The 25,708-nt window shown below is 70.3% G+C and carries 19 protein-coding genes; 8 read left to right on the top strand and 11 right to left on the bottom strand.

Features of this window, described 5'->3' with window-relative positions; all coding sequences use genetic code 11:
* Positions 1-6: 6 nt before the first annotated feature.
* Together BJY17_RS00295 and BJY17_RS00290 are read right to left on the bottom strand one after the other, a co-directional pair.
* Entirely contained in the window at positions 7-258 is a 252-nt protein-coding gene (locus BJY17_RS00295) for a zf-HC2 domain-containing protein (protein ID WP_179549605.1), read from the bottom strand.
* Positions 255-932, bottom strand: coding sequence for a sigma-70 family RNA polymerase sigma factor (locus tag BJY17_RS00290; RefSeq protein ID WP_179549604.1), 678 nt, complete (start codon positions 930-932; stop codon positions 255-257). Before BJY17_RS00290 ends, BJY17_RS00295 begins: the two co-directional genes overlap by 4 nt.
* Before the next feature lie 111 nt (positions 933-1,043).
* On the opposite strand from BJY17_RS00290, the gene aroA reads away from it, so the two are divergent.
* From aroA to bcp, 3 genes are all read left to right on the top strand, one after another.
* Positions 1,044-2,414 carry a 3-phosphoshikimate 1-carboxyvinyltransferase gene (gene aroA / locus BJY17_RS00285; RefSeq protein ID WP_179549603.1) on the top strand — a complete coding sequence of 457 codons (1,371 nt, stop codon included), beginning with the start codon at positions 1,044-1,046 and terminating at the stop codon, positions 2,412-2,414.
* A gap of 16 nt (positions 2,415-2,430) precedes the next feature.
* Positions 2,431-3,519: a ribosome small subunit-dependent GTPase A gene (rsgA, locus tag BJY17_RS00280; RefSeq protein ID WP_179549602.1), complete on the top strand. Its 1,089-nt coding sequence runs from the start codon at positions 2,431-2,433 to the stop codon at positions 3,517-3,519.
* A gap of 79 nt (positions 3,520-3,598) precedes the next feature.
* The gene (bcp, locus tag BJY17_RS00275; protein ID WP_179549601.1) at positions 3,599-4,075 is read left to right on the top strand and encodes a thioredoxin-dependent thiol peroxidase; all 477 of its coding nucleotides are present in this window, start codon (positions 3,599-3,601) and stop codon (positions 4,073-4,075) included.
* 47 nt (positions 4,076-4,122) lie between these two features.
* Here the strand turns inward: bcp and BJY17_RS00270 are convergent, their stop codons facing one another.
* Positions 4,123-4,590: a hypothetical protein gene (locus BJY17_RS00270; protein ID WP_218889823.1), complete on the bottom strand. Its 468-nt coding sequence runs from the start codon at positions 4,588-4,590 to the stop codon at positions 4,123-4,125.
* A 203-nt stretch (positions 4,591-4,793) separates the two neighbouring features.
* On the opposite strand from BJY17_RS00270, the gene BJY17_RS00265 reads away from it, so the two are divergent.
* A complete protein-coding gene (locus BJY17_RS00265; protein WP_022893204.1) occupies positions 4,794-5,042 on the top strand; it encodes a WhiB family transcriptional regulator in 249 nt (82 codons plus the stop codon).
* Between the two features lie 106 nt (positions 5,043-5,148).
* On the opposite strand, the gene rdgB is transcribed toward BJY17_RS00265, so the two are convergent.
* The 3 genes from rdgB to murI are packed head-to-tail and all read right to left on the bottom strand — an operon-like array spanning position 5,149 to position 7,381.
* Positions 5,149-5,760, bottom strand: a complete 612-nt coding sequence (gene rdgB, locus BJY17_RS00260) for an RdgB/HAM1 family non-canonical purine NTP pyrophosphatase (RefSeq protein ID WP_179549600.1) — start codon at positions 5,758-5,760, stop codon at positions 5,149-5,151.
* Between the two features lie 5 nt (positions 5,761-5,765).
* Entirely contained in the window at positions 5,766-6,539 is a 774-nt protein-coding gene (rph, locus tag BJY17_RS00255; RefSeq protein WP_218889822.1) for a ribonuclease PH, read from the bottom strand.
* Complete coding sequence (gene murI, locus BJY17_RS00250) at positions 6,536-7,381, bottom strand: glutamate racemase (RefSeq protein ID WP_179549599.1); 846 nt, start codon at positions 7,379-7,381, stop codon at positions 6,536-6,538. The genes rph and murI overlap by 4 nt, the downstream gene beginning before the upstream one ends.
* A gap of 55 nt (positions 7,382-7,436) precedes the next feature.
* Between murI and BJY17_RS00245 the strand changes: the two genes are divergently transcribed.
* Positions 7,437-8,756: a nicotinate phosphoribosyltransferase gene (locus BJY17_RS00245; protein WP_179549598.1), complete on the top strand. Its 1,320-nt coding sequence runs from the start codon at positions 7,437-7,439 to the stop codon at positions 8,754-8,756.
* Positions 8,757-8,763: 7 nt separating this feature from the next.
* On the opposite strand, the gene BJY17_RS00240 is transcribed toward BJY17_RS00245, so the two are convergent.
* Genes BJY17_RS00240 through BJY17_RS19005 form a run of 3 tightly spaced genes read right to left on the bottom strand, consistent with a single transcriptional unit; the run spans position 8,764 to position 12,405 of the window.
* The gene (locus BJY17_RS00240; RefSeq protein WP_179549597.1) at positions 8,764-9,051 is read right to left on the bottom strand and encodes a DUF3039 domain-containing protein; all 288 of its coding nucleotides are present in this window, start codon (positions 9,049-9,051) and stop codon (positions 8,764-8,766) included.
* 10 nt (positions 9,052-9,061) lie between these two features.
* Entirely contained in the window at positions 9,062-10,636 is a 1,575-nt protein-coding gene (locus BJY17_RS00235) for a hypothetical protein (protein WP_179549596.1), read from the bottom strand.
* Positions 10,612-12,405, bottom strand: coding sequence for an ABC transporter ATP-binding protein (locus tag BJY17_RS19005; protein ID WP_376866337.1), 1,794 nt, complete (start codon positions 12,403-12,405; stop codon positions 10,612-10,614). The genes BJY17_RS00235 and BJY17_RS19005 overlap by 25 nt, the downstream gene beginning before the upstream one ends.
* 274 nt (positions 12,406-12,679) lie before the next feature.
* Between BJY17_RS19005 and BJY17_RS00225 the strand changes: the two genes are divergently transcribed.
* Entirely contained in the window at positions 12,680-13,369 is a 690-nt protein-coding gene (locus BJY17_RS00225) for a phosphocholine cytidylyltransferase family protein (RefSeq protein WP_322789705.1), read from the top strand.
* Positions 13,370-13,459: 90 nt separating this feature from the next.
* On the opposite strand, the gene BJY17_RS00220 is transcribed toward BJY17_RS00225, so the two are convergent.
* On the bottom strand, positions 13,460-14,008 hold the full coding sequence (locus BJY17_RS00220) for an ECF transporter S component (protein ID WP_179549594.1): 549 nt from the start codon (positions 14,006-14,008) through the stop codon (positions 13,460-13,462).
* A gap of 82 nt (positions 14,009-14,090) precedes the next feature.
* Between BJY17_RS00220 and BJY17_RS00215 the strand changes: the two genes are divergently transcribed.
* A complete protein-coding gene (locus BJY17_RS00215; RefSeq protein ID WP_179552635.1) occupies positions 14,091-14,909 on the top strand; it encodes an ABC transporter permease in 819 nt (272 codons plus the stop codon).
* Position 14,910: 1 nt separating this feature from the next.
* The gene (locus BJY17_RS00210; protein WP_179549593.1) at positions 14,911-15,672 is read left to right on the top strand and encodes an ABC transporter ATP-binding protein; all 762 of its coding nucleotides are present in this window, start codon (positions 14,911-14,913) and stop codon (positions 15,670-15,672) included.
* A gap of 44 nt (positions 15,673-15,716) precedes the next feature.
* Here the strand turns inward: BJY17_RS00210 and BJY17_RS00205 are convergent, their stop codons facing one another.
* Complete coding sequence (locus tag BJY17_RS00205; RefSeq protein WP_179549592.1) at positions 15,717-25,706, bottom strand: calcium-binding protein; 9,990 nt, start codon at positions 25,704-25,706, stop codon at positions 15,717-15,719.
* Positions 25,707-25,708 lie beyond the last annotated feature (2 nt).

Raw genomic sequence — 25,708 nt, 5'->3', positions numbered from 1 at the left:
GACCCGTCAGCCGACGGTGTGCGTCGACTGGTACAGCCGGATCTGCGTGAGCACCTGCACCCGAAGCTGCTCGGGCGCGCTCTCACGGCATGCACGCTGCACGACCTCGGTGATCGCCACGCCCACACGCAGTTCCGCCTGGCAGTCGGCGCAGTTCGCGACGTGCTCGCGGATGTCGGTCGCGTCCGCGGCCCGCAGCTCGTTGTGCAGGTACTCCTCGAGTTCGGCCCTCGCCTTGTCGCAGCCGCAGTCGGTCATTTCTTGCTCCTGGTGGGTTTGGCCGACTTGTCGCCCGCGGCGAATCCCTGTTCGCGGGCGTAGTCGGCGAGGGACTCGCGGAGCAGGCGCCTGCCACGGTGCAGACGGCTCATCACGGTCCCGATGGGGGTGTTCATCATGTCGGCGATCTCCTGGTAGGAGAAGCCCTCGACGTCGGCGAAGTACACGGCGAGGCGGAAGTCTTCAGGCAGGGCCTGCAGCGCGTCTTTCACGGCGCTGTCGGGCAGGTGGTCGATCGCCTCGGCCTCGGCCGATCGGCTCGCCCGTGCGGTGGTCGACTCGGCGCCGCCGAGCTGCCAGTCCTCGAGGTCGTCGATCGTTCCCTGATAGGGCTCGCGCTGCTTCTTGCGGTAGCTGTTGATGAAGGTGTTCGTGAGAATGCGGTACAGCCACGCCTTCAGGTTGGTGCCCTGGGTGAACTGCCCGAACGCGGCGAACGCCTTGACGAACGTCTCCTGCACGAGGTCTTGCGCATCGGCCGGGTTCTTCGTCATGCGCAGCGCGGCGGCGTAGAGCTGGTCGATGAACGGCAGCGCCTGTTCCTCGAAGAGCTCGCTCAGCGGTCGTGCCGCCTCCGCGACTTCGGGGGCCTCGGCCTCGGAGTCTGCGGCCACGGGGTCGTTCGGCGTCGCGTCGATCTGATCGGCAGTCATCACCGGCCATCCTAGATCGTCGACCCCGACCACTGCGGGGCGTTCGAGCACTCCTGTCGACATGCGCAACACCGACTCCTTCCGCGTTCCGGACGCTACTGTTGATAACCGATGCTGATTTCGAAGTATTCCGAGCCTGAATTCGATCCGTACGGCGACGCCAGAGAGACCGAGACGGATGAAGGCTGGCGCGCGCCTGTGGCCGTGGCCCCGCTCTCCGCGACCATGGGCCTGCCCGGTTCGAAATCGCTCACGAACCGCGAGCTCGTGCTGGCGGCACTCGCCGACGGACCGTCGACCTTGCGCGCGCCGCTCTGGTCGCGCGACAGCGAGCTCATGGTCGAGGGCCTGCGGTCGCTCGGCACCGGGTTCGAACGGGTGCCGGGTCACGGCGGATTCGGCGACGACCTCCGCGTCACCCCCGCCGAGGAACTGCTCGGCTCGACCACGATCGACTGCGGGCTCGCCGGCACGGTCATGCGGTTCCTGCCGCCCGTCGCCGCGCTCGCGCTCGGCCCCACCATGTTCGACGGAGACGAGCACGCCCGGCGTCGCCCGATGTCCGGCGTGATCGACGGGCTGCACGCCCTCGGCGTCGACCTCGACGACGACCGGCGCGGCACGCTGCCGTTCACGGTGCACGGCACCGGTGCGGTCGGCGGCGGCGCACTCGAGATCGACGCATCGGCGTCGAGCCAGTTCGTGTCGGCACTGCTGCTGTCGGCACCGAGATTCGAGCACGGGCTCGACCTGCGCCACTCGGGAGAGCGGTTGCCGAGCCTGCCCCACATCGAGATGACCATCGAGACCCTCCGCGCCCGCGGCGTCGAGGTGACGAGCCCCGAACCCGGTCGCTGGACGGTCGCACCCGGCCCCATCCGCGCGATCGACGTCGACATCGAGCCCGACCTCTCGAACGCAGCGCCGTTCCTCGTCGCGGCGCTCGTCGCGGGCGGCTCCGTCACGATCACCGGCTGGCCTGCCGAGACCACCCAGGTCGGGGCCCAGCTCGCGCAGATCCTGCCCCGGTTCGGCGCCCGCGTCGAGGTCGAGGGCGACCGGCTCACCGTGCACGCGCCCGAGCAGGGCGAGGGCGGCAGCCGAGGCATCCGCGGTGTCGACCTCGATCTCTCCGAAGCCGGCGAACTCGCGCCGAACCTCGTGGCGCTCGCGGCCCTCGCCGACGAGGCGTCGACGATCACGGGCATCGGCCACATCCGTCACCACGAGACCGACCGTCTCGCGGCACTCACGGCCGAGATCAACGGGCTCGGGGGCGCGGTCACCGAGCTCGACGACGGCCTTCGCATCGATCCGGCACCGCTGCACGGCGGGCCGTGGCGCGCGTACGCCGACCACCGCATGGCCACGACCGGCGCGATCATCGGCCTCGCAGTGCCCGGCGTCGTGGTCGACGACATCGCGTCGACCGGCAAGACCCTCCCCCAGTTCACCGCGCTCTGGGAGCAGATGCTGGCATGACCTGCAGGAGCGCCGCATGACCTGGTGGAGCACCGACGACGACGAGGACGACGAGCCCGAGTTCGACGAATCCGCCGTGCGGGTGCGGCCGAGCCGTCGCGGCAGCCGGCCCCGCACCAAGCAGCGCCCCGAGCACGCCGACGCGGTCACCGGCATGGTGATCGGCGTCGACCGGGGTCGCTACAGCGTGCTGCTCGACGAGAACGGCCCCGACGAACGCGTGATCACGGCCGCCCGTGCGAGCGAACTGCGCCGCAAGTCGGTCGTGACGGGCGATCACGTCGACCTCGTCGGCGACACGACCGGCGCGCCGGGCACGCTCTCGCGCATCGTGCGGGTGGGCGAGCGCACCACCCTGCTGCGACGCAGTGCCGACGACACCGACGAGGTCGAGCGCGTCATCGTCGCCAACGCCGATCAGATGCTCATCGTCGTCGCCGCGGCGAACCCCGAACCGCGCATCCGCCTGCTCGATCGCTATCTCGTCGCGGCGTTCGACGCCGGGATCCGCCCGCTCCTCGTGATCACCAAGACCGACCTCGCCGACCCCGCCGAATTCCTCCGCAACTTCGCCGGACTCGACCTGACGGTCTTCCTGAGCGGCGAGCACGACATGCCGCTCGACGAGATCGCCCGCGTGCTCGTCGGCCATCGCACCGTGTTCGTCGGCCACTCGGGCGTGGGCAAGTCCACGCTCGTGAACGCCCTCGTACCGAGCGCGAAGCGCGCCACCGGGCATGTCAACGTCGTCACCGGGCGGGGCCGCCACACGTCGTCGTCGACGGTGTGGCTGCGATTCGACGCCGCCGACCTGCCGGGTGCCGACGCCCCCGAGGCGGCGACCGGGACCGGTTGGGTCATCGACACGCCCGGTGTGCGCTCGTTCGGCCTCGGCCACGTCGACCGCGAGAACATCCTGCGTTCCTTCACCGACCTCGATCGCCTCGCCGAGCGCTGCCCCCGCGGGTGCACGCACCTGCCCGACGCCCCCGACTGCGCCATCGTCGAGGCCGTCGAGGCCGGAGAACTCGGCGAGACCGGTGCGGCCCGCCTCGAATCCCTCCAGCGCCTGCTGACGACCTTCGCGGGCGGTGCCGCGGTCTGACGTCGCGACGAGCGGGCGACGCCCTCCTGCGGGCGTTCTGCGGCTCCGGGGCATCCCTCGACGTGCTTACCATTGAGGCATGACCGATGCACGACTCGCCCCCGGCGACCTCGCTCCAGATTTCACCCTGCTCGACCAGAACGGCGAACCGGTCACCCTCTCGGCCCTCCGCGGTTCGAAGGTGGTGCTCTACTTCTACCCCGAGGCGATGACCCCGGGCTGCACGACCGAGGCGTGCGACTTCCGCGACAACCTGAACTCGTTCGCGAGCGCGGGCATCCGCGTGCTGGGCGTCTCGAAGGACGACGTGGCCAAGCTCGCCGCGTTCGCCGCACGCGACCGGCTGACGTACACGCTGCTCTCCGACACCGACCTCGCCGTGCAGCAGGCCTACGGCGTCTGGGGCGAGAAGGCCCTCTACGGCAAGATCGTCGTCGGCTCGATCCGGTCGACCTTCGTGATCGACGAAGACGGCACGATCGAGCGCGCCTTCTACAACGTCAAGGCGACGGGCCACGTGGCGCGGCTGCGCCGCGACCTCGGCCTCGACGGCTGAGCCGGCGCAGACACCGACCCGCAGATCCGACCGCCCGCCTCAGGGGGTCACGCCGCGGCGTGATCCTCGGGGCGGGTGTACGCCAGACGCACCGGAGTCCACAGCAGCAGGCCGATGACGGTGATCGCGGGCACCAGGAGCGCCCATCCCACATCGGGACGGGCGAACAGCCCTTGGAAGGCGCCGACCGCGACCGACACCTGCAGGATCTGCCAGACGATGGCCGCTGCCCGCGACCACGGCGCCTGGCGGATCGAACCGACGGCGACCGTCACGACCCAGAGCGCGCCGATCGCGACGAGCACGAGCAGTGCGATCGCCGTGGCGTACGACGACGGTTCGAGCGAGAAGAGGTCGATCACGAGCCAGATCACGAGGGCGACCATCGCCGCGGCCTCGAGGAAGAGCAGCACGCTCACGACGACGAGCGCGCCGCGCACACCCGGTTCGGGGGTTTCGTGCCGCTCGGGCGAGTCGTCTCGCGCCTCGAGGGGGGCGTCATCGCGCCGATTCACAGGGTTATCCCATACACAGCTATTGATTCGATCTCTCCGCTATGCGACCATTTATGAGGCCGAATTGATGCTCACAGGGACGTGAGCCGATCAGTCACTGATCCTACTTCCCGAGATTCGGCTTTCCCCCTGCAGCAGCCGGTTTCGGCAAGCGCAATCGTGCGCGTCTGCAATCGAAGTACACCCGCAAGGAGCATCCCCATATGGATTGGCGCGACAAGGCCGCCTGCCTCACCGCAGACCCGGAACTCTTCTTCCCGGTCGGCAACACCGGCCCCGCCGTCGACCAGATCGAGAAGGCGAAGACCGTGTGCGGTCGCTGCACCGTCACCGAGATCTGCCTGCAGTACGCCCTCGAGACCGGCCAGGACTCGGGCGTGTGGGGTGGCCTCAGCGAAGACGAGCGCCGCGCCCTCAAGCGCCGCGCCGCCCGCGCCCGCCGCGCCTCCTAGCGTTTCGGCGGCCGGTCGACCCGGCCGCCGGTTCCACTCACCGTTTCACACGGCTGACGGGCCTGCCCGTTCGCCGACGCGTCACGATCTTCGGCGACCCCGCGACTCACCGAGCCGCGATGATCCGCTCGAGCTCGGGGATGAGCGCCGCGAACGCCCGGGCCCGATGACTGTGCGTGTTCTTCACCTCGGGCGCGAGCTCCGCGGCCGACACCTCGAACCCTTCGGGCACGAAGATCGGGTCGTACCCGAACCCGTGCGCCCCCGACTCCTCGAGCGCGATGCGCCCGGGCCACAGCCCGACCGCGGCGTACTCGTGCGGACCGCCGGCGGCTTCGGGCACCACGAGTGCGATGGTGCAGTGGAAGTGCCCGGTGCGGTTCGGGTCGCGGATGTCGCCGAGCTGCGCGAGCAGCAGGTCGAGGTTCGCCTGCGCTCCCCTGCCCGGCCCCGCCCAACGGGCCGAGAAGATGCCCGGCGAGCCGCCCATGACGTCGACCGCGATGCCGGAGTCGTCGGCGAGGGCGATGCGTCCGGTGTGCGCTGCAGCGGCACGCGCCTTGATGAAGGCGTTCTCCTCGAACGAGGTGCCGTCCTCGACGGGTTCCGGCCCGTCGTAGGCGAGCACCGTGAGCCCCGGCATCCGCTCGCCCAGGATCTTCTGGAACTCGTCGACCTTGTGCTGGTTGTGGGTGGCGAGCACGACCTCGAGGCTCATCGGCGTCACTCCCCTGCTGCGGCGACGGCCTCGGCGAGCACGCGCTGCTGGATGCGCGCGAGGTCCGCGGTGCCCGCGAGGGCGAGGTCGAGCAGCGAATCGAGCTCGCGGCGGTCGAAGGGCGCTCCCTCGGCGGTGCCCTGCACCTCGACGAAGAGGCCGCGGCCGGTCGCCACGACGTTCATGTCGGTCTCGGCGCGCACGTCTTCGACGTAGGCGAGGTCGAGCATCGGCGTGCCGTCGATGATGCCGACCGACACGGCCGAGACGGTGTCGATGAGCGGCTGGGCGCGCTGGCCGACGAACTTCTTGTCGCGGGCCCACTCGATCGCGTCGGCGAGCGCCACGTAGGCGCCCGTGATCGCGGCCGTGCGGGTGCCGCCGTCGGCCTGCAGCACGTCGCAGTCGATCTGGATCGTGTTCTCGCCGAGGCCCTTCATGTCGACGACGGCGCGGAGGCTCCGGCCGATGAGACGGCTGATCTCGTGGGTGCGGCCGCCGATGCGGCCCTTGACCGCCTCGCGGTCGTTGCGCGTGTTCGTGGCGCGGGGCAGCATCGAGTACTCGGCGGTGACCCAGCCCTTGCCCTTGCCGTTCATCCAGCGGGGCACGCCGTTCGTGAACGACGCGGTGCAGAGCACCTTGGTCTTGCCGAACGAGATGAGGGCGCTGCCCTCCGCGTGCTCGCTCCAGCCGCGCTCGATGGTCACCTCGCGCAGCTGGTCGGCGGTGCGTCCGTCGGCGCGGATGATGGTGGTGGGCTCGGATGCCTCGGTCATGCGTTCTCCTGTCGAAGCCGTACGTGGTCTGGGATCGTGACGGCACCGGTCTGCACGAGCTCGACGCTCGGGATCTCGGGGCCGATGAGTCGGTGGGCGAGGTCGAGGAACGCGCTCGTGGAGCGGCCCGTGGCCTCGTAGCGGTAGCTCGGCGGGGTCGCGGCGCGGCGCTCGGTACCGGTGCCGACGAGCACGCGGTAGACGTCGTTCGCCGTCTCGACGTCGCTCGAGACGAGCGAGACCTCATCGCCCATGACGTAGGAGATCGCGCCCTTCAGGAACGGGTAGTGCGTGCAGCCGAGCACGAGCGTGTCGATGCGGGCCCGCTTCAGCGGCGCGAGGTACTCCTCGGTGATCGCGAGCAGCTCGTCGCCGGTCGTCACGCCCGCCTCGACGAACTCGACGAACCTCGGGCACGCCTGCGAGAAGAGCTCGAGGTGCGGTGCGGCGGCGAACGCGTCGTCGTAGGCGCGCGAGCCGATCGTGCCCGCCGTGCCGATGACCCCGACCCGACCGGTCTTCGTGGCGGCGACGGCGCGGCGCACCGCCGGCTGGATCACCTCGACGACCGGCACGTCGTAGCGCTCGCGGGCATCGCGCAGCATCGCGGCGGAGGCCGTGTTGCAGGCGATCACGAGCATCTTCACGCCCTGCGCCACGAGATCGTCGAGCACGGCGAGGGCGTAGCCGCGCACGTCGGCGATCTTCTTCGGCCCGTAGGGCGAGTGCTCGAGGTCGCCGATGTAGAGGATCGATTCGTTGGGCAGTTGGTCTTTCACGGCCCGCGCGACGGTGAGCCCGCCGACCCCGGAGTCGAAGATCCCGATCGGTGCATCCGTCACGACATGCAAGCGTAGCGCTCCCCGCTGAACGCGCCCTCCTCGATAGGCTGTGCGGGTGACCGGCTCAGCAGCGCTCTTCACCGACCGATACGAACTGACGATGGTCGATGCCGCGTTGCTCGACGGCACCGCTCATCGCGAGAGCCTGTTCGAGGCCTTCGCGAGGCGCCTGCCCGACGGGCGGCGGTACGGCATCGTCGCGGGCACGGGCCGCCTGCTCGAGCTGATCCAGCGCTTCCGCTTCGACGAGGCCGAGCTCGAGTGGCTGCGCGAGCACGAGGTCGTGCGACCCGCGACCCTCGACTGGCTCGCCGACTACCGGTTCACGGGCGATATCTGGGGCTACCGCGAGGGCGAGGCGTACTTCCCGGGCTCTCCCCTGCTGACGATCCAGGCGACCTTCGCCGAGGCCGTCATGCTCGAGACCGTGGTGCTCTCGACCCTCAACTACGACTCCTCGGTCGCGAGCGCCGCCGCCCGCATGGTCTCCGTCGCCCTCGGCCGCCCGATCGCCGAGATGGGCTCGCGGCGCACCAGCGAGCGTGCGGCCGTCGCCGCGGCCCGAGCCGCGTACATCGCGGGCTTCGACGCCACCTCGAACCTCGAGGCCGGGCGCACCTGGGGCATCCCGACCATGGGCACGGCCGCGCACGCCTTCACCCTGCTGCACGACACCGAAGAGGGGGCGTTCCGCGCCCAGGTCGAGGCGTTCGGGCCGAAGACCACCCTGCTCGTCGACACCTACGACATCACGAAGGGCGTCGAGCTCGCCGTGAAGGTAGCCGGCCCCGAGCTCGGCGCCGTGCGCATCGACTCGGGCGATCTGCCGACCGTCGTCGCCGCCGTGCGCGAGCAGCTCGACGCCCTCGGCGCCGTCGACACGCGCATCACCGTCACGAGCGACCTCGACGAGTTCACGATCGCCGGCCTCTCGGGGGCGCCGGTCGACGCGTACGGCGTCGGCACCGCCGTCGTCACGGGCTCGGGCTTCCCGGCCGCCGGAATGGTGTTCAAGCTCGTGGCACGCCGCGACGACACCGGAGACTGGGTGTCGGTCGCGAAGGCGTCGACGCAGAAGGCGAGCGTCGGCGGCCGCAAGAACGCCGCACGACGCCTCGATTCGACCCTCACGGCTCGCGAAGAGCTCGTCTTCGTCGGAGACGGCCCCGACGGCGAGGCCGAGTACGAGGCCGACAGCCGGTTGCGTCCGCTGATGGTGCAGCTGATGACCGATGGCGAAGCCGACCCGGCGTTCCTCGGCAAGGCCGGCACCGAGGCCGCACGAGGCCACCGCTCCGCGGTCATGCAGGAGCTGCCGGTCGAGGCGTTCCGGCTGGGCCGCGGCGAACCGGTGATCCCGACGACGTACCGCTGAGCTGCGGCTACTCCGCCTTCATCTTCTCGTAGATCGCCTTGCAGGTCGGGCAGACGGGGAACTTCTCGGGGTCGCGCCCCGGGGTCCACTTCTTGCCGCACAGCGCCTTCACGGGCTTGCCGGTGAGCGCCGACTGCAGGATCTTGTCTTTCTGCACGTAGTGCGAGAAGCGCTCGTGATCGCCGGGCTCGATGGCCTCTTCGTTCAGGAGCTTCTCGAGCTCGCGGTCGAGAACGTCGGTACCGCCGCCGGGGGTACCGGGGTCGGCGATGCTCGCGCGCACGGAGGAGATCATGCGTTCGATTCTACGCGCGGATCGCGGCACCGATGATCTCGGGGCCGCGGCGGTCGAACACCCTGCCGCCCGCCATCACACCGAGCGCGAGCACGGCGATGCCGAGGGCGACCCCCGAGGCGAAGGATGCCGCGTGCCACGCCGGATCGACGAAGATGCCGGCCGCCGCGAAGGCCACGGCGGGAAGCGCGACGAGCAGCGAACCGAGCATCGTGATCGACTGCACGAGCGCCGTGATCGTTCCGGTCGCCTGAGGCTGCTGGAACGGGCTGTCGCCGGGTTTGACGGCCGGGTAGGGGAACCGGGCAGAGGTGATCGACCCGACGCCGAGTCCGCCGAGGAGGAGTGCCGTGCTGACCCCGAGGAGGGACGGCACCAGTCGCCAGTCGTTCAGCACGAACACCGTGACCGCGCTGCCGAGGCCGATGACGAGCACTCCCGCGATCAGCACGGGCACGAGGCGGCCGAGGCGATCGGAGACCCCGCGCACGCCGGAGACGACGTGCAGCCAGATGGCCGTGGAGTCGTAGGCGGTGTCGTTGTGCAGGCTCCAGCCGAGGAACAGGCACATGAGCGGCACCGGGATGAGCCAGAGGTACTCGGTCGGCACGCCGGCGAGACTGAGCGGCACCATGACGATGATCGGCACGATCGGCACCATGATGAGCGAGACCCAGTAGCGGGCGTCGCGGAACCAGTAGGTGAAGCTGCGCGCGGCGACGGCTCCTGCGGCGCCCCGCGGCAGCCGGTCGAACCAGCCGAGTCCGCGGTAGCTCTTGGCAGAGGCCTCGCGGCCGGGGGTCACGAGCATCTTGGCCACGAGGGCCTGCCAGCCGAACCAGATGAGCGCGAGCGTCGCGGCGGCGATCAGCAGCTTCACGATCGCGGCGCCCCACTGCCCGGCTGCGGCGTCACCGGGCACCGCGAAGACCGCGCCGAACGGGGTCCACGAGAGCACTGCGGCGATCGACTCCATGACCGAGACGCCCGAGCTCTCCCAGTCGACCGAGACGAGCAGGACGATGATCGGCGACGCCATCACGATCAGGAGCAGGCCGAGCACGCCGCTGAGCTCGCGCGCCCGTCTGGTGGCGAGCAGCAAGGAGGCGATGCCGGTCGAGACGCGGGCCAGCAGGAGGCAGGTGGCGAAGGCGATCGTCGCGGTGATCACTGCCAGCAGCGTCTCGCCGACGCCGCGCGACCAGGTGACGACGGTGCCGAGCAGCACGAGGGCGAGCACGAGGGCGGGGACGCCGATGACGGCGGCGACGGCGAGCCCGATCGCGAGGGTTCGATCGGGCAGCCCGAAGAGCGCGAAGCGCCGCGGGTCCATGGTGTCGTCGACGCCGAAGATCAGCGGAACCACGATGAATCCGAGCACGGTGAGCGACCCCGCGACGACGAATGCGCTGCGGATGATCTCGACATCATCGCTGAAGCGCAACCCGACGAGCCCGGCGAACAGCAGTGCCGCCAGCCCGAGCCCGTAGATCAGTCCGATGACGATGCCGACGACCTGCCAGGTGCTGCGCCGGAAGATGTTGCCGAGCAGTCGCAGTTTCAGTCGGAGAAACTGTGCAACCATTCCATGCCTTCCGCAGCCTTGCGTCCGCCGGCGAGCTCGACGAATCGGTCTTCGAGAGTCTGCCCGGCACGTACTTCGTCGAGCGTGCCCGCCGCGAGCACGCGCCCGGCCACCACGATCGCCGCCGAGTCGCAGACGCGCTCGATGAGATCCATGCCGTGGCTCGAGAGCACGACCGTGCCGCCACCCGCGACGTAGCGCTCGAGGATCTCGGTGAGGTTCGCGGCGGAGACGGGGTCGACGGACTCGAACGGCTCGTCGAGCACGAGGAGGCGCGGCGAGTGGATCATGGCGCACGCGAGCGCGATCTTCTTCGTCATGCCCGCTGAGTAGTCGGCGACGAGCCGGTCGACGGCGTCGTCGAGGCCGAATGCCGCGATGAGGTCGGCGCTGCGCTCGCGCACGGTGCGACTGTCGAGGCCGCGGAGTTCACCCGAGTAGTAGAGGAGCTGCGCGCCGGTCAACCGGTCGAAGAGCCGCAGCCGGTCGGGCAGCACGCCGGTGGCGCGCTTGGCCGCCTGCGGCTGCGCCCAGGCGTCGATGTCGTGGATTCGCACGGTGCCCGCGTCGGGGCGGAGGAGGCCGGTGACCATGGAGAGGGTCGTCGTCTTGCCGGCGCCGTTCGGACCGACGATGCCGAAGAACGAGCCGGCGCGCACGTCGAGGCTGATGCCGTCGACGGCGGTGTTCTCGCCGAACTTCTTGACGAGCCCCTCGATCGCGAGCACCTTCGGCGCGTTCGCCGGCGGTGCGGTGCGGGCCGGGCGCAGCGAGCGCTTCTTGCGCGCAGCGGGCTTCTTGACGGGCTGGATCACGGCGACGGCCTGGGCAGCACTGCCGGATGTCGCGGTGCCGCTCGTCTCCTCGACGGGCGGCGCTGCCTCGACGGGCGGCGCTGCCTCGACGGGCGGCGCTGCCTCGACGGATGCTTCGGCAGCAGCGGGCACCTCAGCGGCGGATGCAGCAGCGACGGATGCCTCGGCAGCAGCGGCAGCGGCAGCGGCTCTCGCAACTGCCGCGGCGGTTGCGGCGGGGCGCCTCGGCGCGCGCTCGACGGTCTCCTCGTCGATCTCGGACCGGACCGCGGGGGTCTCTGGCACCACCGGCGGCTCGGACACCGTCGCGGCGGCGGTGTCGGGAGCCTTGCGCGTCGGCCGCTCGGCCGCGGTGGTCTCGGTGGTGAGTGCCGCGGCGACCTGCTGCGATCGACGCCGCGACGCCGCCGTGGCGACCGACTCGGTTCGACGGCTCGCGCCGCCCGCCGTGGTCTCGGCAGCTGACGCGCGCGGGGTTCTCGTGGTCTTCGCCGCCTCACCGCGACTCACGGCGGCCTTGGCCGAAGCGGTGCGCGATGCCGCGGTGCGCTTGGAGGCCGGCCGGCTCTCGGTCGGCGCGCCCTCTGCGGACTCGGCGGCAGCGGCCGCCTGCTTCTTCGCGGCGGCCGTCTTCGCAGCCGTCGTCTTCGCGGCGGCCGTCTTCGCGGCAGCCGTCTTCGCCGTCGCCGTCTTCGCAGCCGTCGACTTCGCGGCCGTGGACTTCGCCGCCGTGGTCTTCGCAGCAGGCGGCTTCGCGGCGGCCGTCTTCGCAGCAGGCGACTTCGCGGCCGTCGTCTTCGCCGCCGCAGCCGTCGTCTTCGGAGCGGTCGTGCGCGCGGGGCGCTTCGCCGTCGCCGCCGATTGCGCCGGCTGGGACTCCGTCGTGTCGGTCGCCCCCGCGCCGGTGCCTTCGGCAGTTTCGTCGTCGTGTTCTGAGCGCGAAACGGAAGTCACCCAGACAACCTATCAACCAGCGCCGCCGTTACGAGCCTTGTCGCACGGCGAATCCAGAGGGAGACTGGGTATCGGCTGAGCGTCGTATCACGATCCCACTACGACCTTGTCCCCCGGATGGTGGGTGGCTGGCGCCCCCGTTATCCTGATTTACGGCATAACGGCGTGTCCATATGTGAACTTCCGGATGAAATCCGGGCCAATCCTCGGCGACGAGGAGTCCTCGGCGACGAGGGCGGGCGCCCGGGGCATCCGACCCACCGAAGGAGATGCAGTGACCCAGATCGTGATTCTCGCGGCCGGCATGGGGAGCCGGCTCGGGCGATCCCTCCCCAAGCCCCTCACCGAGCTCAGCGACGGCCGCACCATCATGCGCCAGCAGTTCGACAACATCGAGCACGCGTTCGGCGGCAACGCCAACGTGACGATCGTCGTCGGCTACAAGCTCGAGCACATCATCGAGGCGTTCCCACAGGCGTCCTTCGTCTACAACGAGGAGTACGACCAGACGAACACCTCGAAGAGCCTCATGCGCGCCCTCGCGGCGTCGCAGCCCGGCGGCGTGCTCTGGATGAACGGCGACGTCGTCTTCGACCCGAGCATCCTCGACCGCGCACTGCCCTACATCGCGCGCGACCAGTCCTTCGTCACCGTCAACACCTCGAAGGTGTCCGACGAAGAGGTGAAGTACACGACGAGCGCCGAGGGCTACATCAAGGAGCTCTCCAAGACCGTCAAGGGCGGTCTCGGCGAGGCCGTCGGCATCAACTACATCTCGAGCCGCGACAAGGCGACGTTCCTCGCGCACCTGCAGCGCGTCGGCGATCAGGACTACTTCGAGCGGGGCCTCGAGCTCGCGATCGAGCAGAACGCCATCCTCGTCGAGCCGATGGACATCTCCGACCTCTACGCGGTCGAGATCGACTTCGCCGAAGACCTGGAGCGCGCGAACCACTTCGTGTGACCTGCACCACAGCACTGAACAAGAGGAGAAGAGAGCGGATGCCCCGAGGCATCCGCTCTCTTCTCTTCTCTTCGTTTCGTCTGCCGGCGCTCAGCGCCCCGTCGTCAGCGTGCGCGCGACGCCCGCACGGGCGAGCGACGCGGCGATCACCCGTCCGAGCCAGGTGAAGGCGATGGGGCTCAGCGCGAACATCGCGAGGTAGAGCGCCCAGAACCAGGGCGCGTAGTGCTCGGGGCCGAGGGCGATGAAGGTGCCCGCGGCGAGGACCAGGCCCGATGCCCCCGCGGCGACGTAGTACAGCCACGCCGACCAGTTCTTGTAGCGCGTGAGGAAGAACGGCAGTTCGAGGAGCGCCCCGACCAGCAGGCCGGTGCCGAGGAACCGCAGGATCCAGTGCGGCGCGAAAGCCGCACCGACGAGGCCGGCGATGAATCCGGTGAGGATGCCGACGCCAGGGCGCTTCAGCAGCGCGAGCGCCACGGCGCTCGGCAGGAAGTGCGAGCCGATCGTGATGCCGTAGAGCATCGGGGCGATGCCGGCGATGAGTCCGGCGGCGTAGCCCGCCCCGGCGGCGAACAGGCCGCCGCCCACGCCGATGGCGGCGCAGCTCAGGATCACGCGGGTGCTGGTGCGGTGCACGAGGCTCCTTCCGACTGGGCTCGGCACTTGCCACCCGTCTGAGACAAATCTACCCCGGCTCGGCATCTACGATGAGAGCGTGATGAGCACGGTGTCGAACGCATACGGTGATGCCCATCCGCTGCAGCGGACGCCGTGGGCAAGATACCGTCATTCGCTCTGGTTGCTCACGACCCGCGACCTGAAGGTGCGCTACTCGACCTCGGCCCTCGGCTACGTGTGGTCGGTGCTCGACCCGCTCGTGATGGCGGGCATCTACTGGTTCGTCTTCACCCAGGTCTTCGAGCGGCCCGTGGGCACGCAGCCCTATCTCGTCTTCCTGCTGTCCGCACTGCTGCCGTGGATGTGGTTCAACGGCGCGGTCTCGGACTCGACGCGCGCGTTCCTCAAGGACGCCAAGCTCGTGCGCTCGACGATGATCCCCCGCACGATCTGGGTCAACCGCATCGTGCTGTCGAAGGGCATCGAGTTCCTGCTCGCGCTGCCCGTGCTCGCGCTGTTCGCCCTGATCTTCCGCGACGAGCTCCAGCTGCACTGGGAGCTCGTGCTCTTCCCGCTCGCCATCGTGCTGCAGGCGGTGCTGACTGCGGGCGTCGCCCTGATCGTCGCACCGCTCGTGGTCTTCTTCCGCGACCTCGAGCGGGCCGTCAAGCTCGCGCTGCGGTTCCTGTTCTACGCCTCCCCCATCATCTACGGCGTCACCGACCTGCCGACGCAGCTGCACTTCTGGGCGGCGTTCAACCCGCTCTCTGGCATCTTCGGCCTCTACCGGGCCGGGTTCTACCCCGACGAGCTCGACTGGTTCAACGTGGCGATCTCCGCGGTGATGTCGCTCGCGATCCTCGCCGTCGGCCTGTGGGTCTTCCGCTCCTCCGAGCGCCAGGTACTGAAGGAGATCTGATTTGGACGACACGACCGCCGTCTCGTCGGCTCCCTTCGCCATTCGCACCACCGGTCTCGGCATCCGGTTCCGGCGCAACCGCCGCGGCCGCCGCTCGTTCAAGGACCTCCTCGCCGGCCGTCGCCGCCGCACTCGTCCCGGCGAGTTCTGGGCACTTCGGGACGTCTCGATCGAGGTGCGCCCCGGCGAGGCGATCGGCGTCGTCGGTCGCAACGGCCAGGGCAAGTCGACGCTGCTGAAGCTCGTCGCGGGCGTCATGATCGCCGACGAGGGCACGGTGGAGATCACCGGCGGCGTCGCTCCCCTCATCGAGATCACCGGCGGGTTCGTCGACGACCTCACCGTGCGCGACAACGTCTACCTGACGGCCGGGCTGCACGGCATGACGAACGCGCAGATCGATGCGAAGTTCGACGAGATCATCGGGTTCGCCGACATCGGCGACTTCCTCGACACCCCGTACAAGCACCTCTCGAGCGGCATGAAGGTGCGCATCGCCTTCGCCGTGATCTCGCAGCTCGAGGAACCGATCATGCTCGTCGACGAGGTGCTCGCCGTGGGCGACAAGGCGTTCCGCGAGAAGTGCTACCGACGCATCGACGAGTTGCTCGCCGGTGGCCGCACGCTGTTCTTCGTCTCGCACAACGAACGCGACCTGCGCCGGTTCTGCACGCGCGGCCTCTACCTCGACAAGGGCTCGCTCGTGCTCGATGCACCCATCGACGAGGTGCTCGCCCGATACAACGCCGATCACGGCGCATAGGCGGATGTCGCGCGGCCCGGGCCACGCGACATCCGCACCGCCCCTCAGTCGCTCGTGCAGATGAAGTTCTCGAAGTGGCCGGGCGTGCCCGAGAACGCCTTGCCCGTGTTGTTCTTCAGATCGTTCGTGTAGACGATCGCCGCCTCCCGATATGCGGAGCCGCCGGACGCCTGCACATCGCCGAGCGTCGGCGCACCGTCGAAGTCGGAGCGGGCGCCCGTCACGTAGGCGAGCTTCTCGAGCCCGAGCAGGTTGTTCGGGTCGATCTTGCGCACGTCGTTCCACCCGCCGTACGCCGAGTTGCACGCGGTGTACAGGTTGTACGCACCGCCCCAGTCGAGCAGCTTGTCGCCGTCGTTCGGACCGTTGCCCGAGACATCCGCCTGCAGCACGTCGCGATCCCAGCCGCCGTACTGCCAGTCGGTGCCGTGGTGGTGCTGCCGCGTCTCGGCGCCGGTGTTCTCGGGTGCGGTGTCGGCGTAGGCCGCCACCATCGTGCCCCACACCGCCGGGTCGACGCCCGGACGCGGCTGGTAGTCGATGATGTCGGCGCCCGCCTCGGTCGCGTTCGCGCCGTGGCCGCCGAACAAGACGTCGATCCACTGCCCGTTCGCACCGGGGGCGTTCCGGCCCGGGAGATCGGGCGTGCCGATCGCCGGGTTGCCTCGCCCGCCCCACATGACGTCGGCACCGTCGTCGCCGTAGGCGTAGTCGCCGCCGGAGTCGCCGTTCATGAGGTCGGCACCCTCGGCCCCGTGCATCGAGTCGTGCCCGGGGCCGCCGCGCATGCGGTCGGCACCGCCTGCCTCGTGCCCGTTCGAGGCGAGCACCGAACCGTCCCGGTCATGGGTGAGCGAGGTGCCGCGGTAGAGCGCGTGCGCCTCGAACGGGTGCAGCACCGCGTCCTGAGCGCCCGAGTCGGGCCCGCCGAGGTTGATGCCGGGAGGACCCTGGCTCGTGTGGGTGAGGATGTCCGGGTCATCCGGATCGCTGCCATCTGCCTCGACGAAGCGGGTCTGCACACCGCCGCGGTCGCCCACCATGGCGTCCTCGCCGTCGCCGCCCCACATCGTGTCGGCACCGAGCTCGCCGAACTGGTCGTCGTCGCCGTCCTCTCCGAAGAGCCGGTCGTCTCCGTCCTGACCCCACTGGGTGTCGTCGCCGTCGCCCGCTCCCGCGGAGATCAACGGGTTCGTGCCGTTGCCGCCGAAGATGAGGTCGGCGCCCCAGACGCCCGCCCCCGCCGGCGCCCCGACGTCGTACCGGGTGACGTCGCGCTCGATGACGGCCGAGCCGTCGGCTGGCGGCTCGTTGTCGGGGTAGCGCTCCTCGTACACGGCGTACGCGGCATCCGACCCCTCGCCTTCGACGGTGCGGTTCAGCTCGCCGTTGTCGCCGAGCTGGAAGTCCGCTTCACCGTCGCCGAAGAGCCAGTCGCCCGAATCCCGGTGACCCGAGAGGTTCGAGCCGCCGAACTGGTCGTCCTGGCCGTCCGCCTCGGGCGGGCCGACGAGGTCGGCTCCGACGCTCGGGGTGCCGGGCAGGCCAGCAGGCGGCGACACGATCGCGGGCAGCACTCCACCGACCTCCGGCGGAAGGACGATGCCGCCGTACAGGTCGAACGGCCGGTCGCCGACGACGACGTCGGCGCCGCCGTTGCCGTGCTGGAAGTCGGCGCCGCCGTCGCCGAACAGGAAGTCGTTGCCGTCCTGCCCGAACTCGGCGTCGACGCCCGAGCCGCCGTTGACGATGTCGCGGCCGAACTCGCTCGCGACCGATCCGTCGAGGTCGTGGGAGACCAGACCCCGTCGCGTCTCGACGCCGAGCTGACTCGTCACGTAGTGGAAGTCAGCGGGTGCCGGAGTGTCGAGCGCCGGGCAGGAGCTCGGGTCGAACTCGACGCCAGGCACGTCGCGCACGATGCACGCGTTGTCGCCCGTGGCCACGTCGGCGCCGCCGCCGCCCCACAACACGTCGCCCGAGTCGGGCTGGTCGGGGAACGAGGAGCCGCCGATGAGGTCGTCCTCGTCGTCGTTGCCCTCGAGCCAGTCGCCGTCCTGGTCGCCTTCGATGAGATCGTCGTGCGCGTTGCCCTGCACGAGGTCGTTGCCGCCCTCGCCGAGCATCCGGTCGTTCTCGTCGTTGCCGAGCATGAAGTCACCGCCCGAGACGGTGTCGAGGCTCGCTCCGGTCTTCTCGGTGTCGAGCAGCTCGACCTCGCGGAACACGCCGCCGGTCACGGGGTCGGTGCGCCAGACATCGGGGTCGTCGGGGTCGGGCTCGCGCGTCAGCACGGCATTGTCGCCGGTCATGACGTCGTCTTCGCCGTTGCCCTGCATCTCGATCTCGCCCTCGTCGGGTGCGAGGTTCGCGCCGTCGGGGTCGGCCTGCGGATTCACCGGCGAGGAACCGCCGATGAGGTCGTCGGCACCGTCGCTCGAGTGGTCGGAGCCCTCCTTGAAGCCGAAGATCCGGTCCTGTCCGCCGTTGCCCTCGAGGTGGTCGTCGTGCGGGCCGCCGCGCAGCGTGTCGACGGCGTTGCCGCCGAAGGCGCGGTCGTCGCCGCCCGTCGACCATGGGGCGTCGACGGTGTCGAAGTCGCCCCAGATGAGGTCGCCGCCGCCGGTCGCCGGTGCGACGAGCTCGATGTCGACCTCGGGCGAGCCGTTCGGGGTGCGGGGGTCCCATCCGCCGTCGGGCGGTGTCACCGCTCGAGCGACCGGCGACATGACGCCGCGGTCGCCGACGATGTCGTCGGGCCCGGCGCCGCCGACCAGTACGTCGCCGTCGAGCTCGCCGAACAGCTGGTCGTAGTCCTCAGCGCCGTACAGGGTGTCGACAGCGTCCTGACCGTGGAACTCATCGGAGCCCGTGCCGCCGTCACCGGTGTCGGGTCCGTAGGTGTTCGAGTCCGCCGAGGGGGTGATCGTCACGTCGTCGAGCGCGTCGAGCGTGCCGACGATGTCGATCTCGACGTCGTCGCCGAACGCCCGGTCGTCGTCGGGCCCGCCGTACATGGTGTCGCCGACGTCGGCACCGGTCAGGCCGTCGTGGCCGCCGACGATGAGGTCGATGCCCTCCTGGCCGTGCAACTGGTCGCTGCCCGCGTTGCCGAACACCACATCGTCGCCCGGTCCGCCGAAGCCGAAGTCGGCGTCGGCGTCGCCCCAGACCTCGTCGTCGCCGGTCTCGCCGTTCAGCTGGTCGCCGCCGCCGTTGCCGTGCACGAGGTCGCGATCCGCGCCGCCGTACGCGAAGTCGGCACCGCCTTCACCGTAGATCCGGTCGGCACCGCCGTCGCCGGCGAGCCTCGGGTCACCGGCGCCCGCGGTCTCGCTCGGGTGCGCGACCCGCGCCCCGGGCGCACCGTCGATGGTGCCGTTGTCACCGAGCACGACGTCGTCGCCGTCGCCGCCGGCTGCGGTGTCGCCGCCCATCGTCGTCTCGTCGGCGCCGTCGCCGTCGCCGACGAGTTCGTCGTCGCCGCCGTCACCGGTGATCGTGTCGGCACCGGGGCCGCCCCACAGCTTGTCCCCGTCGGCGCCGCCGCCGACCGCCGGGTCGTCGTCGGACTGGCCGTGCACCTCATCGGCGCCCGCCTCGCCCGCGATGGAGTCCCCGCCCCGGCCGCCGTAGAGCAGGTCGGCGCCGTTCGAGCCGAACACCTGGTCGGCGCCGTCGCCGCCTTGGATCTTGTCGGCGTCGGGGTCGACGCCCGACGCGACGAGCCGGAATCCGCCGAACAGCTCATCGGCCGCTCCGCCACCGAAGATCACGTCGGCACCGGCCTCGCCTTCGATGCGGTCCACGCCGTCGGTGCCGGGGGCCGCGGCCCCTTCGGCCTCGACGGGGTCGTCCCAGGGTGTCGCGTCGGGAGTGTCGTCGCCGAAGAGGCGGTCTCCGCCGTTGCCGCCGAGCAACGTGTCGGCATCCGGACCGCCGATGATGAGGTCGGCGACGTCGAGCTTGTTCGGCTTGTCCAGCGGCGGAGTCACACCGGGCGGCACCGAGAGCTTGTCCTTGCCGCCGCGGAGCGTGTCATTGCCGCCGTCTCCGCGGAGCGTGTCGCCGCCGAGTCCGCCGTCGATGTTGTCGTTGTCGCCGCCGCCGCGCAGGGTGTCGACGCCCTCGCCGCCGGTCACGGTGTCGCGACCGCTGCCCGAGCCGTCGTCGGCGTCGCCTGAGGCGGTGTTGGTTCCATCGCCCACGTTGATCGTGTCGGCCCCGTCACCGCCGTTGACGGTGTCGTCGCCGGCACCGGTGATGATCCGGTCGTCGCCGACGCCGAGGGTCTTCGCATCGACGGGCGCGGTGAAGGCCCATTCGCCGGCATCGGGCGGGTCGGATGCCTCGGGGTTCAGGTCACCGGGCTTCGCGCCGGCTCCCGAGCCGTTGAACAGGAACGAGTCGTTGCCGTCGAGTGCATCGATGATGCGCACGCCGGCGCCCTTCCTGGTCTCCGTGTAGCCGAACGCGCTGATGCTGAACTCGTAGACGCCCGCCTGCGGCGTCTCGCTCAGCTGATGCACCGTGAACGACTCGTTCTCGACGTCCATGAACGCGCCGCGGTCAACGGCGCGTGAGCCGACGTTCAGCACCACCCAGCCGCCCTCCTCGGCCGCGAGCACCGGAGTCTGGTTCGCGCACGATGACGAGAACTCGAAGAGGGTCACCTCGGCGAGCCGCCAGCTGTCGGAGTAGCAGAACGGGCACGGCCCGAACTCCGCGTAGACCTCGAGGAAGGCGATGAGCTTGCCCTCGATGTCGAAGAGGCAGATCGGCGTCTTGAACTTCGCGACGATCTCGTCGATGTGCATCCGGCCGTCTGCCTCGGGCGTGTCGTTGAGGTTGAGCCCGAAGGTGGCGGTGATGCCGCCCTTCACGCCGGCTTCCGCGATGAAGATGTCGAGCTTCGCTCCGGCCGTGATGGTGCCCGAGATCTCGAATTCCGAGACGTCCTTGCCCTCGGCATCGAGGTCGGTGAGATACAGGCTCTGCAGGAACGCGCTGCCCGCCTTGGTTGCGGCGTCGAGCGGACTGTCGACCTCGCCGCCGATGATCGATTCGGCGAGCATCCGGACACCGCGGGTGGAGACGCCTCCGCCGACCTGGGCCTTCGCGTCGAGGGCGCCGCCGATCGTGATGTACAGCACGCCGAAGAACGGTCCGAAGCTCTGCGTGTACTCCATGTGCACAGCGAGCGCGTCAGGTCGCCATTCGACCACCGCGCAGTCCTTGCCGAGGAGCAGGCCGACCAGGCAGGTCGGGTCGTCGAACATCGGGAACGAGAAGTCCGATTCGCTCTTCGGCGCCCCCTTCTGCCGCAGCTTGTCGAAGTCGTCGGAGGATCCGCCCAGTGCGGTGCCGACGGCCGCCTCGGGGTTGCCGGTCATCGCCGCCGAGCCCTTCACCGCGGTGAGCGCCTGATCCTGGGTGAGCGGTGCGCCGCGCGCGGTCTCGGGCGAGAGTTCGAGCTTGTCGACGAGCGTGAACGGCGAGCCGTCGGCGAGCCCCTCGACCATCTCGAGGAAGTCGAAGAGCTGGTCGACGTCCTCGAGCAGCGAGACGTCGACGACGCCGAGCGCCTTCGCGAGGGTGACCATCGTGACCGGGTCGCCGCCGAAGTACTCCGACAGGTCGCTGATCACCGGAATCGGCGAGAAGAGGAACTCGCGCACCGGTTTCGTCGGCGCGAGGATCGGGTCGAGCGTGCGCAGCACCTCGCCGAACAGCTTGGTGAACATCTCCCCGGGCGCGACGCCGATGTCGCGCAGCTCGAGCTCGAGATCCCCGGCCCCGCTGCCGTCGAACGCCCAGGCGAGTCCGAAATCGAGCTCGAAGGTCGGGAGGGTCGTGTTGACGTTGCCGCCCGTCGCGATGCCGGTGTCGATGTGGAGATCGAGGTCGATGCCGCCCTCGATACGCGGCTCGGTGAGCAGGTCGCCGATGTCGCCAGAGAGGAACGAACTGATCGGGATCACGCTCGTGCAGTGCGCGCCCGCGACGCCGGATCCGTACGTGGCCACGTCGAGGTTCTGGCATCCGGATGTATCGAGGCCGAGTTGCGCGCTCAGCCGCGCGCCGCTGGGTGCGTCCGGATCGGTGCTGTTGTCGGTGGCCTCCATGCCGATGAACCCGATGCGCCCGTCGATGGATTCGCCGGCGGTGAGGTTCGCGCCCACGTTCACCCGGATCTCCTCGAGCCCGCCCGATGTCTCGGGGTCGGCGACGCCGGTGCCCGGCACCGGGTTGTCGAGGAGGTAGAACCCGTCGTTCCGAGAGACGCCGAAGCCGAGCTCGACGGTCCACCCCGCACTCGCGGTCACGCTGCCGGTGAGCGAGACGGGCAGTCCGGGCAGTCCGAGCTCGAGCGGGATGTCCGAGACTCCAGGGCACGCCGTGTCATCGTCGACCGGGCAGCCGCCGGTCAACGCGCGCGCGCCCTGACCGAGTTCGAGCTCGAATCGCAGGTCGACGAGGAAGGTCAGCTGTTCGCTGCCGTCGCAGAGCGCTTCCGTGCCCCCGTCGTTGCAGATCGCGACGACTCGGACGTCGGTGGCGCTCGGAACACCGTCGGCATCGCCCGGGACGGCGCCGACCGCCTGGTACTCGCTGTCACGCAGCACGCCGGCGGTGATGAGCTTCTGCGCGAGCACCTCGCGGATGCCGCCGGCGCCGTAGACGGCGGCATTCACGTCGGCGTCCGGCAGCCCCGGGATCTGCGGGTCGTCGAGGAACGCCTTCACGTCGACGAGACCGTCGGCGAGCTTGGTGAGGTCCTTGCCGACGACCGGAAGGTCGCCGCCGGCCTTGCTCGCGTCGATCGCGAGCCCGAGCAGCTTGCTGATCGATTGCAGGCCCTCGCCGAAGCTGTCGAAGCTGAAGCTCGCCGAGTCGAGGATGCTCGCGAGCGCTGCGGGCGCGGAGACATCCGGTGCAGCGGCCAGGTCGTCGTACGACACCGTGAGGTAGTCGTCCGCCGTCGGGGCGTTCGCGGGTGCACCGCTCGGCAGCGCCGGTCCCGATCCGACATCGACCAGCACCGGCAGCGCGGCGCATGCGAACGTTCCCTCCACGGGGGTCTGGCCCGGCGCAGCGCACGAGTACGTTCCGCCAGCTGCGGGCGAGGTCGCGTCGGCCGTGAAGTCGCCGTCGAAGAAGTCGTCGAGCGCGAGCGGCGTCTCGGCGGGATCGCCCGGCAGCGGCGCACCAGTGCGCTCGAGTGCGAAGCGCACGCCGACCGCGATGCGGCCGGTCTGGTTGGTCGCGTCGCCGAGCTGTGCGGAGAACGGCCCGAGGTGCACGCCGAGTTGGACCGAGCCCGGCGGCTGCTCGGTGACCTCGGCCGTCACGCTCACCCGGCTCGAGTCGAGGAGACGGGGCGGTGCCGCGGCCGCATCGGCGTCGAGGCCGACGACGAGCCCGAGGTCGAGCTTCGCCTGCAGCGCGGCGTGCAGCTTGCCCTCACCCTCCGTGCCGGCGATCGCGGGCAGTGACGCGTCGATGAGTGACATCGGCACGTCGGCTTCCTCGGTTCGCGTGCCGTCGAACGCCGCGATCAGCGCGGGTTCCACGCTGCCGCCGCCGTCGAGGTCGCGCAGCCGGAACGTGACGCCCAGCCCGAGTGCGGTCTCGAGCCCGGTCTCGAGCTTGCCGAGGTCGGTCGGCAGCAGGCCGCTCCGGAAGTCGTTGTAGTGCTGGCGAAGGTCGGTCGCCTCGCGCAGAATGCTCTCGACGCCGCGGTTCAGGAACGGCACCGTCTCACCGCCGACCAGGCTGTCGATGGAGTCGAGCTGGTCGACCACCGCGCCGATCCCGTCGAGCGCTCGGCCGAGCAGCACGTCGGGTTCGTCGGTGTCGATGTTGAGTGCCCGCAACAGGGTCATCTCGTCGTTGCCGAGCGCCACCGTGGGGTCCGTGTCGGCGAACACTGCGCCGTCGACGGTGAAGGTGCCCGGCGCCTCGGTGAGGTGCTGGGCGAGATCGTGGCCGTGCCCGTCGACCGTGTAGTCCGCGTCGATCACGGCACGACGGTCGGCGTCGTCGACAGGGTACGCGGGCGGCTGCCCCTCGCGTTCGTAGAGCCCCGCGAGCAGGTCGACGATGCGAGGCGTCGCCGTGTTGCCGGCGGCGGGATCCACGTCCGCCCGGGTCGTCGGCTCCGTGCCGTCCTGGAGGAGCTTCCACGTGCCGCCGATCGTCGCGGGCACGAACCCGAGCTGGCCCTCGCCGTGCACGTTCGCCGACGCCACCTCGGTGATGCGCAGCTCCGCCCCGTCGATGAGCTCGGTGCCGAAACGCTCGTAGACCATCGGCGACTCGAACTCGACGACGGCGGTGGCGCCCTTGTCGGGTGCAGGTGCTGCCTCGCCGAGGTCGATCAGCATGGGCAGGTCGATGTCGACCGCGACATCCGTCTCGACCGCGACCGGATCGCCGCTCGCCGCGACGCCGCGCAGGCCGGTGTCGTCGAGGAGTTGGTCGCCGAACGCCGTCTGTCCGGGCGGTGGCGTGTCGTCGACGGGCTGGTCGTCGAGGACCGGTGGCACATCGGCGTCGCCGTCGAGTCCGGTGTGGATCGTGAAGTCGAGCCGCACCTCTGCATCGTCGCGGTCGTAGACCGGGGTGATCACCGCGGGCGCACCCGGGATGTCGCTCTCGATCCGGTCGGCGAGGTCGCCGACCGTCGAGATGCCGACGTCGATCACGGGCTGCGGGTCCGCGGGATCGGGGTCGGGGTCGGGGTGGACCTCGATGAGGTCCTCGGCGAGCTTCGCGAATTCGCCGCCGAGATCGTAGAGCTCGCTCAGCGTGCCGCTCGCGAGCGGCAGCGCGGCATCGACGTTCTCGTGCCGTTGCAGTGCCCGAAGCAGGGTGCCGTACTGGACGATGCCGGAGACGAGGTCCACCGGTCCCAGCCGCGTGAACGCCTCGAACGCGGCGAGGTCGCCGTCGCTCGCGACGAGTTCGGCGAGCGGTTCGGGCACCTGCGCGAGGTCGGCGTCCATGGTCAGCGACGGCGCGGGGCTCGACGACAGGCCGAGCAGGTCGGAGCCGAAGCGGATGTCGGCGGTCGCCGTGCCGGCGAGGCCGAAGGTCGTGAGCTGGTCGGCGGGCACGGTGAGCTCGCCGGGCGTCTCCTCACCGCCTTCGAATGCCGGCGGTTCGAACATCGCGAGCCGGCCGTCGCCGTTGACGTCATCGATGGTGCCCGACCACACGGCCGAGACGTCCACGGTGCTGCCGTCGAGGATCTCGACGTCTCCGACGCCGATCGCCGCCGCACCTCCCGGGAAGGCGAATGCCTCCCCTCCCGCGAGCTCGGCGGCGAATTCGACGGTGGGCTCGCCCGCCGTGGTGTCGAGCCAGAAGCGCACACCCTGCGGGTCGGTGCGCACCGTTCCGCTGAACTCGAACGAGAGCTCGAAAGGAGCCGGGTCGGCCTCGGCGGTCACGAGACGCAGCGGCTCTCCGCCGGGTCCGTCGGGGTCGACGATCGCAAGGGGCGAGTCGACGGTGCGCGATGCCCGGATCGTGAGGTCGAAGCCGCGCGTGGCTCCGGAATCGACGAGGTTCGCCGTCGTCAATTCGAGTTGCGTACCCGCGATCTCGGCGTCGAGCCCGTCGACGCCGGCCATGAAGTCGGCGGTCGTCGCCTGCTGCGCGAGGGTGAGCAGTTCGGCCTTCACGCCGAGATCGAACGTGCTCGTCAGCTGCATCGCCGCACCCGGGCGGACGACGGCGACGCCGGGCGCCGTGTCGGCGAGCGGCAGGGCGGCCGCGAGCGGTCCGACGTTCTCGTAGTCGCCGAGGGCGACCTCGGCGAGGGCGGCGATGCCCCGGCGGAGTTCGGCGACATCTGCGGAGTCGGTCACCGGATCCGCGTACGCGACCTGCGCGCCGGTCAGGGCGAGCGCCCACGCACCGACCGAGGCGACGACCGCGAGTCCGGGTCGCCAGCCGCGAATCGGGTGTTCGCGGTGCCCGTTCGCACGCGAGCGCGACGAGTTGTTCGAGTCGTTCTGGGCACGCATGA

The sequence above is a fragment of the Agromyces hippuratus genome, assembly GCF_013410355.1.
Taxonomy (GTDB): Bacteria; Actinomycetota; Actinomycetes; order Actinomycetales; family Microbacteriaceae; genus Agromyces; species Agromyces hippuratus.
The sequence above is the reverse complement of the archived record's forward strand: the minus strand, read 5'-3'. Positions and strand labels throughout refer to the sequence as shown.